The sequence below is a fragment of the Stenotrophomonas sp. 109824_Sma genome (assembly GCF_056480025.1).
Genome location: NZ_CM151078.1, coordinates 1,863,863 through 1,880,422, shown reverse-complemented (window position 1 = coordinate 1,880,422; position 16,560 = coordinate 1,863,863). Strand labels below are relative to the sequence as shown.

Genomic DNA, 16,560 nt, shown 5'->3' with positions numbered 1-16,560 from the left:
CGGGCGGCCCGGATTGGGGATCAGCTTTTTTTCTGCAGTTACTCCGTCACTGCTTTGTTCAGCCGCGCGGCAAGCTTCGGGTTGAGCACGATGCCGGCCTCAGCCCTGGCGCTGTAGCGGGCCCGGTTCTTGATGGACTGCTGCAGACCGCTCGAGGTGATCGCCAGCTCGGGATTGGCCTTGTTGAAGGCGCCGATCTTGCTTAGCACCGAAGCCCGGTCGCTGGCGTCGCCGTTGCGCAGGGCCATGGCGAAGGCATTCACCAGCGACTTGCGACGGTCGAGGATGTGCTGCTCGTAGTTCTTCAGCGCGCGGGTGGTCTCGTACTGCCTGGACACCTTCTCCGGAGCGAAGCCGTTGGCCTGCAGCAGGATCTCCCAGGGCGACAGGTCCTCGACGACCGGGTCGCCGCGCAGGGTATTGACGCCCTGGGTGGCGTAACGGCCGGCCTTGATCATGTCCTTGAGCCCCTTGGGCAGCATGGTCTCCACGCCGCGCATGATGTGACCCTCGTCGACCTGCTGCTTGCCGACCAGCACGTTCTTCAGGACGCCGCCCATTGGCCCCGCGGCCTGCTCGAGCAGGTTGTTGAACATGCCGCGGCCGTCGAGCTCCCGATCGGCGTCGCGGATCCACAGGCTGTCCAGGCCGACACGGCCGGAAATGTTCGCGCCGGTCAGCTTGTCGGCCGGTCCGTGCAGCAGCAGATCCGCCCCGCCCTGCCCCAGCATGCCGGTGAGGAAAGCCCGCAGCTCGGTCTCGGCATCCCACGGCTCGTCGTCATCCCCGAAGGTGGCCTGGATGCCATTGAGCGCCCCCATGATCATGCCCATCATCGGCAGGCCCATGGCGCCGGAGAACAGTGCGCTCATGCCCAGCAGGCCGGTCAGGTTGCGACGTGCCACCCGGCGCACCTCGGGGTCCTGCCCCTTGGTGGCCTGCCATACCATCCGCCCGAGCGCCCAGGTCATGTTCAAGCTGTACTGCCGGAACATCAGCAGCACCTTGGCGGTACCGCTCTGCATGAAGCGGGCGCGGTTGGCGTTGCTGTAGTCGAAGTGGGTGTCGAAGATGGCGTCCCGGGCGAACTTCACCGCCTCGTCGAACGACTTGCCGTCGGCGCGGGCCAGGCGGTAGGCGGCCATGCCGGTCGCCTCACGGTTGACCACCTCGGTCTTGTGGAAGCCCCAGCCGATGATCTCCATGGCCTTGCTCCAGGCTGGGTTGTAGCCCGTCATGCCACCTTCGGCGATGCCGGCGAGATTGTGGGCCTGCGTCTTCTCGATGGCACCGGAGGCTTCAAGCGCCTGGTAGGCGCGGAGCTCGTCGGGGTCGGTCAGCGTCCTCTGGATGTTGCCCACGGTGCGCACGGCGTCGCGGCTGGCGGCCAACAGGTAGTTCATGGCCTTGACCCCGCCGTGCCGTGCGGCCAGGTAGGGGTAGCTGACCAGGGCGGTCTGGGTCACGTTCACCAGCGCCGCCGCCGGCGTGGCGCCCAGGTAGTAGGTAAAGCCGAACGACGAGATCAGGTTGGTCAGCGCCGAGTCGGTCGGATTCATGATCCATTCGTGCCGCTTGCCCAGCTCTTCCAGGAGGGCGTCGCCCGCCACGATCTTTCGCGTGTCGACGCTGGGGGTTGCCTGAATCTTCTTCTGCGCGTCCTTCAGGTCGGTCAGCACCCCCTGCAGCTTGTGGGCGTATCGCAGTCGGGCCAGCTGGTGCGACCCGTGCTGCATGTTGTAGGCGAAGGCACGCACGGCATCAGGGTCGAAGCCAGGCACCGACTTACGGTGGATCTGGTGCTTGCGCATCGACAGCTCCGGCATGGTCTGCAGATACAGCTGGTACACCTGGTCCTGGACCGCGTCGGACACATGCGCCGTACGCAGTTGGTCGATCACATCGGCAACGAAGGAACCGCTCGGTGCGTCCGTCGCCTTGCCCTCCGTCTTCATACCTCGGGCGGTAATAGCCCACTCCCTGCGCTCCAGGTCATTTACAGCCCGATCCAGCTCGTTCTGCGATTCGAACATCAGGAAGGTGTTGGTCCCGTCCTTCTCCGCCGCAACGAAGAACCTGCCGAAGCGCTGCAGGGGGAAGTAGACGCCCTGCAGGCGTGCGGATTCGAACTGTTCGCGAACCTTGTGCACCAACATGCGGCGACTGCTATCGCTTAGGGCCGTTCCTCCCACCATGTCGCCGCCCTTCAGGTCCTCAATGCGCTGGACCAAAGCCTCCTCCACCGCGTCGGACCTGGCTCGATAGGCATCCCGGAACTGGCTGTAGAACCTCCGCGCTTCGGGCGACAGCTGTGACCACTGCTCAACCAACGGAGCGTACTGCCGTTGCCGCCGTGGCTCTGCCTTCAGCATGGCCTTCAGCGCCTTGACCTCGTTCATGATGTTCGCCTTGGTGTCGCCGCTGCGCTCCCGCATCTGCTGCTGTTTCACCTTGATGGCGTGCAACACGTTCTTACGGTTGACCACCTGCAGGCCCTTCTCGCCGGGCATCCGGAACTGCAGGGGCTGGTACTCGCGCGACGGATCTACACCGTCCATGGTGGCCTGGTGCATGAGGTCGAACAGACGCCGGCTTTCCGCCTTGTTCTTGCTGGCCCACTGGCGCGCCGCCTCGGCAATCGTGTCGGCCTCCGCCTGCAGCTTGTTCCGATCGGCCTGCATTTCGGCCAGGTAGTCCGAATAGCGATCGATGGTCGGGAAGTAGTCGCGCCCCAGCTCCGTCAGGTGCCGGGTGGCCAGCGCACCGAGCCAGCTGGGGCGCAACGTGTCTTTCACCTTGCTCAGGCTGAGGTCCTCGAGCTTCAGCCGGGCACGCGCCAGTACGTCGTCGCCTTGGATGCCCTGCTGGATAGCATCAATGTCCGCGAGCGCGTCTGCCGGCGGCATGCTGAAGAGGCGGCCGCGGGCCGCCCGCGTCACCTCGGCACCGTTGGGCAGCACCACGCTCCAGGTGCGCGGCCCACGCTCAACCGGATCGGCCAGCACCTGGCCACCGGTGCGCTCGGCCTCAGCGTGCGCAGCGCCGAGGGTCAGGAAGTCAGCCGGGCGGCCCCGCTCGTCGGCGAGGTACCACTGATCGTCGCGGCGGAGAAATCGACCACCGTTCTGCTCGAGGAATGCCTCGCCGCGGCCGTCGATCTGCGGTTGTGCGAACGAGTAGGACCGCACCATTTCCCGCTGCGCCTGGGCCGACATGCCGGCACGCAGGAATCCATCGGCCTGGCTCAACAGGTCCCGAACCTCGGTCTCGGACCACTTCAGCGACGGCATGACGCGGCGCAGGAAGCGGCGGACCGCGGCGGCGACGCGGCTGGTGAAGCTGTTGCGGATGCCCCGTTCTGCCATGACGGCGATCGCTTCCTTGGCGAAGGTCTCGCGATCGACAGTGCCGTAGCGCCTGGTCACATCGGCCAGCACCGACTTCAGTGCGGCGGTGCCGGATCCGTCCGCTGCCAGCTTGTCGATCGCGTCTACGATCTGGGTCCAGTCCTTGGCACCCACCACGGACTCAACGCCGTAGTGCCCGATTGCCTCGTGCGCCAGCACCTGCGCGAAGCGCTGCTCGGTGGCGATGTTGCCAGCGTTGATCCAGACCGTAGGCCGCCCGTCGTACACACCCTCGGCGCGGCGATAGCCCGGATCTACCTTGGCGCTGGCCGGGAAGTCCTCGGCCGAGCGCACCACGACCACGCTGGGCGCGTTCTCGCCCCAATGTTGGGTCAGGTCGGTTTTGAGCTGCAGCGCGCGGTCGAAGTCCAGGCTGCCGCTGGCGGCAGGCGCAGCGGATCGGTTTACCCGCCCGCTGGGCCCAGGTGCTTCAGCTCCGGATCCTTGGCCAGCTGCTCCTTCGCCCACTTGCCGGAGGCCCGGTACTCGGCCTTCAGCGACTCGATCTCGGAGGGCGTCAGCATCGAGACGTCCCTTGTCGAGGGTGAGGATGGTGCGCGCTTCGGATTCGGTGAGGCCTTCGAAGCCGTAGCCGAACTGGTCGCGCCACCAGGGTTCGATTGATCCGAAACGTTCACGGACGTCGGCCAGGCTCTGGGAGTTGAGGGCGATTTTCCGCGAATAGTCCTTGCCGGTCAAAGCCGTGGCCAGCACCACCTTGCCGCCGTTGTCCTCGATGTGGGTCTTCAGCTGGGCCAGGGTGCCGCCCTGGGTCAGCGTGTCATCGATCAGGACGTAGTCGCGGCCCTTCTCCACCTTGCCGGTGAACGGGGGCTGGTTGGCCAGCCGGTGCAGGGCATCGCCGGCACTACGATTGACCTTGGCGGCCTGGACGATGTCTTCGGATACCTGCAGTCCCAGGCGCTGGGCCAGCACCTCGGCGGCCATGCGCGGGATGCGGTTGTTTCCCGTGGCTTCCTGGGACTGCACGGCCACCACCAGCGGCTTGCTGCCCTCCGGCAGTGCAGCACGCACGTCCTCGACAAACGCCGGGGTGATGACGTCGCGCGCCACGCGCAGGGCCGCCGCGTCGTCGCCAGCTTTGGCTGCAGCGTAATCCGCGTGCGCACTCAGGCGACCGGGACGGTGAGCCGTCACGACGTCGGGGAAGTCGGCCTCCCAGCCACGGCGGGAGAAGAGTCGGACACCACCGGTCGGGCTCTCTTCGTGCTTGACCTCGGCGAAGAAGCGGTCGAACGCGGCATTCATTGCCTGGCGCTCGGCGCCGCCGGGGAACGGCCGAGCGAGCTCGGTACCGACCGGCACCGCGAAGCGCGGGTCCGAACCGAAGGACATGAAAGCGCTGGCCCGGCCGGCATCCTGCAGGCGGTCCTCAACGTAGGAACTGAAGGCACGTGCCAGGAGCTCGTGCGGCGCGGTCCAGTAATTGCCCACGCGGCCATCGTCCAGCTTTCGGGCCTCGGTCATGAACGAGGTCGGCACGTTCTTGGTCTTCGCCTCGCCGGCGTCTGCCGACTGCCACAGCTCTACCCGGCGCTGATACATGCCCATCGCATCGCGCAATCGATCCAGCGAGCCGGTGCGCTCGGAGTTGAAGCCGGTACGGTTGGTAACGGCCTTCAATACGCCATCCAGCGCGTCCAGTTCTTCGTTGGTGAACCGTACCCCGCCACCCTTGGTCGGCTTCGCATCGGTGCTGAACGTCTCGCCGTTGAGCAGCCGATCCGCCGCGGCGTCGAACGTGGCCAGCTCCTGCTGTGTTGCCGGTCGCTTCCGCGATCCCCAGGCCCGCTCCTTCGCGATGTGGGCACGCAGGTCGCCCAGTTGCTTCTGCACCTGGTCACGGGCTTTGCCCAGGAAAGATTCGGCGCGCGCCGTGTCTTCGACATACTGCTCGGCACGGGTTCGCATGGTGTCCATCAGCTCCTGGAACGCCGCACGCAGCTCCGGACGCACGTTCCCCCGGAATCGGTTTGCATTGCTCAGGTAGTCGTCAACACCCGACGCCTTCATGACCTTGTCGCCGCGACTGTTGGTGATCTGTTCCGACCCCCGGCCGTCCTGCCGGCCGAGATAGTGGTCCAGGGCGTGCATCCACTCGTGGGCCAGCGACCCGGCACCCTTGAGCTTGGTCAGGTTGATCACCGCATAGTCCCGCTCGTAGTGCGCGCGGGCGCCGCTGAGGCCGTGGCCACGTGCACCGAACGCCAGGCCGATCTGGCCGTCCAGGCTCATCGCGCGCGGGGGCAGGTTCAGCAGCTCGGACAGGTCGACCAGCGCGTCGAAGGCGTGATTCATCACCTCCTGGCGCTCGTCCTGGTTGTTCCACTTGCCGAACTCGACACCTCGGAAGCCGAAGGTGTCCATGAACTGCTGGCCCTGGACATCACCTTCCCGCCGCGCCTCACCAATGCGCATGACCTTGTCCGGCCGCGGCAGAGCCTCCTCGCCCACGGTGGTCTTGGTGTCGATCAGTGCTGGCGCGTTCTCGGCCATGTACTGCAGCGCCGCCGCGCGGGTGTCGAACCCGTCCTTGAGATAGACGCGCTTGCGGTCGGTGACGTCGCGCGCGATCGCCCAGTTGCCGGGCTCACGCTCCACGGCGCGGTGATTGCGAGCCAGCTCGACCATCGGGATTGCCGCGTCGGCCTCGGCCTGGCTAGCAAAGGTCTGCCGGCTGGCCAGCGGGTTACCCAAGCGACCCTTTTTCGCCTTGAACAGGCGCCAGGTTCCCGGGTTGCGCGTGTCTTCCATCGCGACGTACTTCTTTGACCAGGCTGCACCGGTGTTCTGGTCACCGTCGGGGTCTGCCCGACGCTGCAGCCGGGAACCGGTCGGCTTGGCCAGGTCCTTGCGCGCACCGCCCAGCTTCTCACCCAGGTCTTCGATCACCGCCGGGCTGGCGGCCCCCTTCTGCGGCAGCGCAGGCACAACGTCGGCCGCTGCGGTGCTGTCCTGTGCGGGGGCGGCAGCCTTGCGCGCCTTTGCGATCGGCTTGCCGAGCACTTGCTCCAGGTCGTTCGGCGACGGGGTGGTGCTGTGCCAGCGCGGCTTCTCGCCAGGCAGCGGGTTGCCGGCGGAATCGACCTGCTGAACTTTCACCTGCCAGCGCTGATCCTTCTCCGGCGGTCGAAACTCGATCACTCGATCCCGGGTGTTGCCATAGGCTTTCACGACGCGTCCGGGCGTGAAGTAGGCGCCGAGCGTGCCAATGTCGCCGCGGTCGTACTGCGGAGAACCACCGATGCGTCGCACCTTGGGCGTATAGGCCGGGGGCTGGTCGGTCGTTGCCGGCGCTGCAGCTGCTGCAGCTGCTGCAGCTGCAGGTTCACTTTCGATCTTGGCCAACCCACCACCGGTTTCCGACGGCGCACCGACGCTTTCGGCTGCTGCGCTTACGCCCTGCCCCGTTCCACCTGCGGGCGCAGCGGCCTGCGGCGCCGGCGCGGGCTCCGCCTCCGCCTGCTGGGCCCGGGTGACGCGGCGCGTGGTCTTCTTCGGATCGCGCACCCAGGCCTTGAACTGCTCCTGTGACATTTCCTTGATGCCGCCGAGGCCCGTCCAGCCCTTCGAGTAGTTGGCCAGGTAGGTCTCGCGGGCTTCCTGCTCCGACGCGGTGCCCATGATGACCTTGTGCTCATCGAAGGAGCCGTCCTTGTTGACCTGGTCGACCACGTACACCGGCAGCGCCGGATCCTCAGCGCGGTCGGTCATGAAGACGTCGACGTGGTCCTTGTCCTTGCCGACGGTGCCCTTGAAGTAGCCGTAGTGGTTCTTCAGCGCGGGCCAGCGTGGATCCCGCTGGCTGCCGGCAGGGTTCTCGATGCTGATGTCGTGGCCGTTGATGCGGACGTGACCCTTCTTGTAGTTGCCGGCTTCCTTCTGTGCATCCGTGGGCGCAGGCAGATCGTTCTGCGGGTTCGTCGCCGCCTCAGCAGCCGCGGTGGCCACCTTTGGCACTTCGGCCTGCGCGGGCACGTTGGCCTGGCCAGCGCTCGCCTCGGCCACGGAATGCTCCGGAGCGGTCCCGGCCACACCGGTTGTCTCCGTCGCGCCGGCTGCACGCGGCTCGGCGACCGGTGCGCGAGACGAACCGGTGTCCAACTGCGCCGCCGCATCACCGGGCGCGCGCTGCAATTCGCTGGCCAGTGGCTCCGGGGCGGATCGATTGGTCGGCGCGGCACCATTCAGCTGCAGATCTGCAGACGGTGCGGCCTCCCTCAGCGACTGCTGCGCCGGCGATGCCGCGCCGGCGGCCTCACTCGCTGCCAGGTTGCCGGCAGCGGCTGGCGGCTCAGTGAGGCCGCGCCGACGCTCGCCCTTTACCTCGTCCAGCAGCGGGCGCACACGGGCGCTGGGCAGGCCGTACTGGTCACGCATGGAGCGCAGCAGGGTCGGCGTATTGATTCCGCCATGCGTCTCGACCTGGTACTGCAGGCCGCTGTGCAGCAGCTGCTTGATGTCCGTCGTGGTCGGCTCTCGGAGCGCTTCACCGGTCTGGGCATCTACCCACGGCGGCGCGACCGCAGGCGCCGGAGGCGCCGCCGCGGCCGGAACTTCCGGTGTTGCCAGAGCCGCCTGGCCTCCCTGGGCTTGCGGAGCGACCGGTTCTGCCTGCGCTGCCGCAGCTGTTGCGGTATCCGCAGGCTCAGTGGGCCGCCTGGCCTGGGACACCAGGTTGGCGATGCCGGCGATCGAGTCGGGAGTTGCATCAGGGAACGGTACCGTCGGCTGCGGACGCGCAGCGACGCGAGTCCCGTCGAAGGGAGCGGACATGCCGCGGCCCTGCGGAAAGCGCATCTCAGGTTCGGCCATGACCTCCGGGCGGACCCTGCCAGGCGTGATAGTGCCGTCCGGTGCAGCAGTCATCACTTCCGGCGGCGGAAGCGCCAGCATCTGGGGGATCGGCGGCGGTGGCAGCGGAGGTGGCGTCGGCGTCGGCCGGCGTGCCAGACGTTCCCGCTCCGCATCAGCTGCCACTGCGGCCTGGTTGTCGCCGCGGCTGGCGATCGCGCCGCCGGCGGCCATGCCGCCACCGAGCAGGCCGCCGATCGCCGCACCGGTACCGGCCGCTTCAGGGACACCTTCCCACGCTGCCTGGGTCGGATCGACCTGGCGCTGGCCAAGGTTGCCGGCCAGCTGCGAGCCGCCCTCCTGGATGCCTTCCTCCACGGTCTCACGCGCAGCACCTGCGAGCATCGCCTTCGGCTTGCGCGCCAGGCCCCGGGTGAAGACGTCGGCCTCGAACGGCGCCGCAATGCGGCCGGCGATCGCCGCGATCGGTGCGGTGATCGCCTGCGCTTCCATCGATGCGCCACGCGCGATGGTTTCCTTGACCGTCTGCGGGTCACCGCCGGCGGCGACCATGCGCTTGTATTCTGGATTGGCATCCCAGACCGACTGCGGCTGCGCCATAGCTTGCTGGTAGGTTTGCTGGCCAGCCGATCCGGTCTCCATGATCGTCGTCAGGCCGGTGGCAGCGGCAGTCGCCGCTCGATGACCAGCGGCGGTGGCTGCCGTTTCAGCGGCCTCAGTACCGAGACCCTTGGCCAAGGCACCCGCCAAGGCTCGTTCTCCCGCCCGCGCAGCCGCGAGGCGCGTGCCGGCGCCCATCGCGGCAACGTTTGGCACCTGCTCCGCCAGGAAGTTGCCGATCAGTCGGGGCGAGGACAGCACCTTGCCGGCACTGGCGAAGAAGCCCTTGGTGTCCTGCAGGTCCTGCTTTTCCTGCTTGAGCGCATCAGACTGGCTCTCGCCGAGGTAGTCGGTGGCCAGCTGCGTTGCCTTCGACAAGCCCGCGCTATCCGAGCCAGCCCGGCGCCCGCCGAAGATCTCGGATGGCGTGCCTGGTACCAGCGCGGCGGTCTCGGATGCGCCCTTGACCCCCAACCTGTCCAGCGCGCGCAGGCCCTGCCGCACGATGTTGGTCGGCTCCATGGAGTTCCGCTGCTCCACAGCGCCACCGAGGATGTTGGCGGCGCCGGAAGCAATGCCGAGCCCGGTGTCCTTGATCGCCTCACCCCAGGATCGCTCCGGGCGCTTGGCCACCTTCTGGAACGGGTCGCCCTGCACGGGGGACAGCGTCGGTCGGCGCGCAACCTTGTCGGTGGCTGTGGGGGTTGGCGCTGGCGCGGCGGCTGCGCCAAAGGGATTCCCATCGACCTTTTCGAACGTTGCCATCAGAGATTCACCTTCGAGTAGCTTCCGTCTTTGTTCTGCACGTACCAGTTCCCGTCTGGCGCCTTACGCGCTCCATCCACGGGCGGGGCTTCCTTCGGGCGCAGGCCCGCATACAGTGGATCCGCATCGAGCTGGGCCAGGGCGGCCGTCTTCGCGGCTTCGTCCATCGTGACGTTCCCGGAAATGGCGTTGAATCGATCGGTGTAGGACTTCAGCCGCTCGGCATCGGTAAGCTCCCCGGTCTGACGCGGCGCCTGGGCGGCGCGCACGTTCTTGCCGTCGGCGCCTGTTACCGCCCGCCAACTACCGTCGCCACCTACAACACCCATGCTGCCGTCGGCCGCCACCGAGATCTCCGGCCGGCGAGCGATGCGGGCGGTTTCCAGCGACGCCTGCCGGTTGGCGGCGTTGTCTTGCATCTGTGCGTTGAACTGACCGGCCTGCAGCGCGCGGTTGGCGTCGCCCTGTGCCGCGACCGCGTTGACCTGGCCAGCGGCAAGATCGGCCTCATCCTGGGTGCGGAGCGCAGATGCGCGCTCGGCCTGGCGCGCGCCGGCCTCGCCCAGGATTGCCTGCGCTACTGCGGCGCGGCCGCTCGGGCTGCCTTTCAGACTGGCGCTGCCCATAGCTCGGGTGAGCTTGTCCACCGTGGTGTCGGCGGGGTTCTCAATGATCCCGCCCTGGCGACCACGCTGCACGATCTGCGGCGTTGGCCGCGGAGCCGCCACCGTCGGCGCTGCAGGTGCAGCCGCGAGGGGGGACACCATGAGAGCCAGCGTGCCGCCGGCCGGTGCGACCGCAGCACCGCCGCTGGCTGCGATGGTTGCGGCGGACCCGGTGAACACCGAATTGCCGTTGGCATCTACGGTGCGGGTAATGCCTGCTGGCAACGTGGCAGTGCGGCCGTCCTGCGTCGTGTAGGTGCTCGGAGCAGGTGCTGCGGGGGCGGGGGACGCCCGGGGCGCTGCGGCACCTGCAGCGCCCGCCAGGGGCGCCGTGGAACTCACGCTGGAACTGACCCCGGTGAAGTCTGCCCCGATCGACGGCCGCGCAGCCACGCGCGAACCAGCGAGGCCTGCAGTCGAGTCAACGCTCGAGCTCACACCCCCGAACGTTGGTTTCGGCTTCGCGGCACCGCCGAACCGCAGCGGCGTCAGCCGGCTCACGGCCGCGGCTGCACTGCCGACGGGGTTGAGCTGAGTGGGTGCCCGCAACGGCTGGCCCTGCTCCGGCGAGGGAGAGGCGCCCGCGACTGCCCTGCCTGCATCGCGCACGAAGCCCGCCGCGTTGCGTCCAGGTGCCGTCACCGCGTCTGCAACGATGCCCGCACCACGAAGGCCTGCATTTCCAAAGTTCTTGGCCAGCGTGGCCGCCCGCTCGGCTCCGCCACGCACTGCCGAGCCAAAGGCTGTGCCAGCGCTCGGCCGGGTGGCAATGCGGGGCTGCACGGGCGCGGCGCCGGCAGGGTTCAGTTCGTCTCGATCGTTGATGGCCATGCGATTCCCCTTATGAAGTTGAGGCGGATCAGGCGTCCGCGATCTCGCCCTGGAAGCTGTAGTTCTGCGCGCAGGAGTTGGATTTGCTGCGGCCGCTGGAAACGCTGGCCCCGTAGTTGACGGCGCTCATCGTGCTGGCGGCGAGCTGGCTGGAGATCTGCGCCTTTGCCCGCTGGATCTCCGCCGACTGCGCCAGCAGGCCGAGCATTTGCTGGATGCGCATCTGGGCCTGCTGCAGCTGTACGTCGACGTCGGCGCGTTCCCGTGCCAGTCCGAGCTCGAAACTGCGATCGGCTGCGGCCGAGGCCGCCTGCTCCACGCCGGCGTCGGCGCTGTAGATCCGCGCCTTCGCGTCGAACGCCTGGCCGACAGCAGCCAGTCGAGCGCGCTCGCCGCTCAGCGTCGCGTCCCAACGAGTGATGCCGGCGCGCCACACGTCCAGGTCAACCCCGTGCTGAGCCATGCGCAGGCGCTCGGCCTCGAATTGCATGTTGTTGCTGGCCGCCCAGGCATCGACACGCTTTGCATTGGCATCGACCAGCGTGCGATACAGATCCGCCCGTTTGCCCTCGCCCTCCACACTGGCCGTGTAGCCCTGCCACTCGGCGACGTGGGCACGCCAGCGCGCCTCATAGGCGTCGACCTGCGCGCGGTACTTGTCGATGCCGAAACGGTTGATGTCCGCCTGCACCTTCACCGCCTCGACGCGGGTGCGGTAGAAGTCGGCCAGAGTGGTTACACCGCGCAGCTGCGACTCGTAGAGGCGCACCCGCTGTTCATTGATCTCACCCCGTGCCCGCTCCCCCTCGATCTGGGCCCGGAACACCTCGACCTTGGCCAGCTCCGCTTGGATGCGATCGCGCAGCACCTGGGCGTCCGTCTGGTAGGCCTGCAGGCGAGCGTTGAAGACCGAGATTCTGGCGTTCAGCACGGCGATCACGGTTTCGCGCTGGAACGTCGCCGCCTGCAGCATCAGCTTCTGCTCGTCGGTGTGCAGCTGCGCCAGCGTCCCTTCCAGCGCAGCGCCCTGAGCAATGGCCATGCGCTGGTTGGCCAGCGATTCTTCGAACTGCTTGATCGCCGCATCACGAGAGGCCTCGGCCACGGCACCCTGCCCGGTTTGCCGGACCTCCAGGATCCTCCCGGCCAGCATGCCCTGCGGCTCGGCAAAGCCACGGGCGGCGAACTCCGAAACCGCCTGGTCCACGTTCCGCTGGGTGTCCAGCTCGATGCGGCTGCGGGCGCGCTGGAAGATCGCGTCCTCGATGATCCTTGGCAGGGCCTGGCTGCCGACTATCATCGGCTTCAGCGTGGCGGTGAGCGTGTCCACCAGCGTGCTGACATACGGGGTGGCCTCGAACTGCCAGGTTTCGTTGAACGGCGGCTCGATGAAGATCGGTTTCTCCGCCTCGAACTCCGGCAAGACAATGTTCGGCACGTCGGGCAGGTTCAGTGCCTCGAACGTCGGCACCTGCGGCAAGACGTAGGTCGGCTCCGCCGGCAGCACAATCGGCGCCGGATCCACAGGAAGCGTCGGCTCGACCACGTTCGGCGTGGTCGGCTTCGCTCCGAAAGCGAGTGTCGGTGGTTGAGCGTCGAGCTCGGGCGCTTCGCTGATCGAGATCGGAGCAGCCACGAAGCCGGGCGCGCTGGGCAGCGGTACATCAGGAGCGCGGAATTCCAGCGCGCCTTCATCCAGGTCGGGGCGGCGCGGCCGCTGGAACGTGGCCTGCGGATCGGCGAAGCGGAAGTCGACGTTGAAGTCGATTGGGTCCAGCCGAACGCTGTTGAGACCCTGCAGGTTGGACACGGCCATGTTGTACGTGGTCGAGCCGAGCTCCATGAACTTGTCATGCGCGCTTCCAACCAACGTGATCGCGGCATCAGCCGACAGGTCAGGACACCAGGTAGTTGCCATTCATGCTTCTCCGGTCAGCTCCACAGGACGTAGACCGTTACGTCCCAACGATTTGCACCTTGTGTCGCCACGGCGGCAGCCCCATCGGGGCCGTTGTAGCTGGTCTGTTCGCCCATGTAGTAGGGCGCATAGCGGTCGCTGTCGATGCGATAGCGCATCTGGAGGGTGCGCCCGTCCACGTCGCCCTCGATCTTCAGCAGGAAGTCGGTGCCTACGGCGAATGCGGGGAGCTCGGATGCCTCTTCGGCTTCGACCATTCCGTTGTTGAAGGTGAGCATCCAGTCGCTGGGCTGCGGATCTTCGCCGCAGTCCTGAACAAGGTTGAATGGCTCGCGCCAGAAACAAGGTCCTGCCATGGTCATCCCCTGGTCCGGCGATCAAGATAGATCGGCCTGAAGTCGATGGCTGCGAGCTCGAAGTCGGCGCCGTCCACGTTCTCGATCACGAAGTCGAAGTCGACGGCCTTGATCCCCTTCCCCAGCTTCCAGCGGGTTTCCCGCTCACTCGACGCCGGCCGCTCCAGGATCCGGTAGATGGCCGCTTCCTTCTGGCCGCTCTGCTCGTTGACCGTGATCACATGCAGCAGCAGCGCGCCGGTGGCGGTGTAGCCGACAAACGCCTCGGGCAGCCGCTTCAGGCGGCGCGTGCCCAGTGCGGAAAGGCCCAGCCGCAGCCGCGCGGCAATTGGTGTGCCGTCGTCGTCATCGCCATCAAGCCGGTGCAGGCCGTCCGCAGCCGCGGCGTAGTAGCGACCGCCGATCTTGGCGAAGCTGTTGAACGGGTACTGGGTGTAGCGGCTCAGCGCGCGGCTTTCGGTGTTCATGACCCATGCCACGTACTCGCCGGTGTCCAGCGCCAGGCGGGTCACGAATCCCAGCCCGTCCTTCAGCAGCTCGGCCAGCTCGGCCGTCGCGCCGCCGGCGGCGCCGACGAGCAGCTGCTCATCCACCATCACCACGCCGGTACCGGCTTCGAATGCCGCGGCATCAGCCAGCATGCCGTCCACCACGCGCTCTGCGGCGCGCTGCAGGCTGGCCACCAGGTCCGAGCCCAGCAGTCCATCGGTGACCGTCTCCGTGCGCAGCGCCTCGGTCAGGGCGCCGAACCACAGGCCGCCGACCAGGGCGTTCAACGCATCGGCGTAAGACGTGGCCACCCCCAGCATCAGCAGGCGGTCGATGACGCGCTCCAGCCTGATCGAGTCAGCGCGAATATCCGGGCTGAAGGCAATCCCTTCTTCGACCAGCAGCATGAACACCACCGCTGCCGCATCTTCCAGGCTCAGCGTGTCCGCCGTCCTGCAGCTGGCCAGCAGCGCGCTGCGCCGGGTCTCGTCGATGGAGAGCACTTCGTTCAGCACGTGCGTTGGCAGGCTGCTTCGGGTCTCGCCGATAGCCAGCGATGAACGCGGCGACGCAAACCAGCGCCCACCGAACGCAGAGATCATGCGCGGTCGGGCAGACAGGCCTGCATAGGCAAGCGGCGTGGTGACCTGTCGACCGCTGCCATAAAGCGCCAGACGCGCGCCGCCCGCTCCACGGCCGGGGGCAGTCTGGAAGCCTGCAGCGCGCACGCTGATCGCCGCGGCACCGCCGCCGATGTCTCGGCCGTAGCCCTGCCCGGATGTGACCAGGTTCAATGCGGCGGCACCGTTGGCGGGTACCACCGGGTCTACGCCGCCGCCGAAGTAGATCTGCCCCTGTCCAGACGAGCCCAGGCGCAGCACGGCACTGCCGGCGGCACCGAGCCCTGAGCCAACCCCCACGGCCCTCAGTGACAACGTGACCTGGCCACGCCCCTCGATCTCCGCATGCTGCAGCGGCAGGAACTCGATGGTCATTCGATGAAATCTCCGGTCGCGTAGATCGCACAACCCACGACCACGAGCCCGTGGCTGGCTTGCTGCGACATGTAGAAGCGCTGTCCGTTGTGCAGGTAGTGGACAGTGCCGCCGATGCGCCTTACCTCCCAGAGGTCCTGGGGGTCATAGAGCCGGATCGGCGACACGCGGCGGCCGCGTTCCAGCACGCAGGCCTGCAGGCGGCCACCCTCGCTCTGATGGAAGTACAGCCCATGTCGGACCCGGGCCGGGTCAGACAGCTCCGCCTCGTCCAGGATCGCGAGCCCGACCACCACACCCACGGCGCGACTCATCGTCAGCCGCATCGCGACATCACCGTCGAGCTCGTCCGCGCTATCTGCGCCGGCGTCCCACTCGAAGACCGAGAGGTATTCCCTGCGCGGCGGAACGGCCGGCACGGCAGGCTCCGCCTTCTGCTCCGGATACGTCGTACAGGTGACGGGGCCAGGCGGCGAGGTCTGAACGAACACACTCCTGCAGAGCATGTAGCGCACGTAGGTGACCCCGTTCTGCTCTTCATAGCCGAGGATCGTTGCGCCCTTCGGCAACTGCACAGCGCCGTTGCTCGGCGCCGGCATCCGGCCTTCGCTGCACTCCTGCCGCCAGTAGCCCTTGGCCGGCGAGGCGCCGCAGACGGTATAGGAAGCCCGGTACGGCACCGCAGGTTTCGCGGGCTGGGGCGGGACGTACCTGGACACTGGCGGCTTGGACAACATGTCAGCTGGCCTGGTCGGCAACCACGTTGAAGATACTCACGCCGGTGCTGTTGCTGCCGTTGGCCGTCATCACGTCGCTGCTGAACAGCACGGCCGCATTGGAGGCAGGCCCGCCCGCAGTGCCCTGCAGGCGAACGCCGGTCGTGGAACCACGGCCATCGTCGGCTGCAGCGCAGAAGCGATAGAACGAGGGGGAAAGGCTCGTGGCGCCGGCATTGGCACCCTCAAACTGGATCAGGCCTTCCCATTCTTCGCTCGGTGCCTTCGGCAGAACATTGCCGACGGGAGCGGAGAAGGTCAGGCCGCCGCCGCTGACCGAGAGTTTCGCCAGCTGCGTGTGACTGCCGACCATATCCAGGGCATCGTCGGCCGATGCCGGTACCGGCCCAGCGAACACGTAGAGGAAGCCGCCGTCGAGGGCATTCTTGACCTGCCCAAGCAGGGCCTGTGCGAGCGGGATGGAGATCATCATGGTGCTGTTCCTTCGTCAGAGTGGGGGGATCGCAAACCACCATTCACCGATCTCGATGCTGGTGTCGGTGGCCATGGCCAGGGTGGGCAGGCGCATCTGGAAGTCGCCCGGGCTGTCGTCGTCCAGACCGATCGCGCCATCGATGCGGGGAGATTCGAAGGAGACTGCGCCGGCGTCGGGCGCATTACCGACCAGGCGGAACCAGCCCGCGGTGCCCGCGGCGAGCCCGCGAAGTACCCAGCGTTGGGCAGCATCCTTGTAGACGTATCGGCCGTTGCGCACGAAGCCCAGGCCATAGGCCGAAACGCCTGGCTGCCAGATGCCGCCGTCAACGGTGATTCGCGCCAGCAAGGCACCGGTGGCGGGCATATCTGCGGTGTCCGGCTGGGGTCCGGTGCGGATCTCGATGCTACCGGCGCGGAAGATCCCCTCGAATGCCGACGGGCCAAGGATCGACGCCTCGAACCCCGTGGAAGTGTTCACGGCCAT

The 16,560-nt window shown here is 67.4% G+C and carries 8 protein-coding genes; all 8 read right to left on the bottom strand.

The window, feature by feature from the left end:
* Positions 1-38: 38 nt before the first annotated feature.
* The gene (locus ACZK1G_RS09065; protein WP_478448287.1) at positions 39-8,456 is read right to left on the bottom strand and encodes a PLxRFG domain-containing protein; all 8,418 of its coding nucleotides are present in this window, start codon (positions 8,454-8,456) and stop codon (positions 39-41) included.
* Between the two features lie 1,151 nt (positions 8,457-9,607).
* Entirely contained in the window at positions 9,608-11,104 is a 1,497-nt protein-coding gene (locus ACZK1G_RS09060) for a hypothetical protein (RefSeq protein ID WP_478448286.1), read from the bottom strand.
* 28 nt (positions 11,105-11,132) lie between these two features.
* Positions 11,133-13,022 carry a hypothetical protein gene (locus ACZK1G_RS09055; protein ID WP_478448284.1) on the bottom strand — a complete coding sequence of 630 codons (1,890 nt, stop codon included), beginning with the start codon at positions 13,020-13,022 and terminating at the stop codon, positions 11,133-11,135.
* A 14-nt stretch (positions 13,023-13,036) separates the two neighbouring features.
* Positions 13,037-13,384, bottom strand: a complete 348-nt coding sequence (locus tag ACZK1G_RS09050; RefSeq protein WP_478448282.1) for a hypothetical protein — start codon at positions 13,382-13,384, stop codon at positions 13,037-13,039.
* On the bottom strand, positions 13,381-14,862 hold the full coding sequence (locus ACZK1G_RS09045; protein ID WP_478448280.1) for a hypothetical protein: 1,482 nt from the start codon (positions 14,860-14,862) through the stop codon (positions 13,381-13,383). Before ACZK1G_RS09045 ends, ACZK1G_RS09050 begins: the two co-directional genes overlap by 4 nt.
* Positions 14,859-15,599: a hypothetical protein gene (locus ACZK1G_RS09040; RefSeq protein ID WP_478448278.1), complete on the bottom strand. Its 741-nt coding sequence runs from the start codon at positions 15,597-15,599 to the stop codon at positions 14,859-14,861. The genes ACZK1G_RS09045 and ACZK1G_RS09040 overlap by 4 nt, the downstream gene beginning before the upstream one ends.
* Before the next feature lies 1 nt (position 15,600).
* Positions 15,601-16,071 carry a hypothetical protein gene (locus tag ACZK1G_RS09035; RefSeq protein WP_164166164.1) on the bottom strand — a complete coding sequence of 157 codons (471 nt, stop codon included), beginning with the start codon at positions 16,069-16,071 and terminating at the stop codon, positions 15,601-15,603.
* Between the two features lie 15 nt (positions 16,072-16,086).
* Complete coding sequence (locus tag ACZK1G_RS09030) at positions 16,087-16,560, bottom strand: hypothetical protein (protein ID WP_478448276.1); 474 nt, start codon at positions 16,558-16,560, stop codon at positions 16,087-16,089.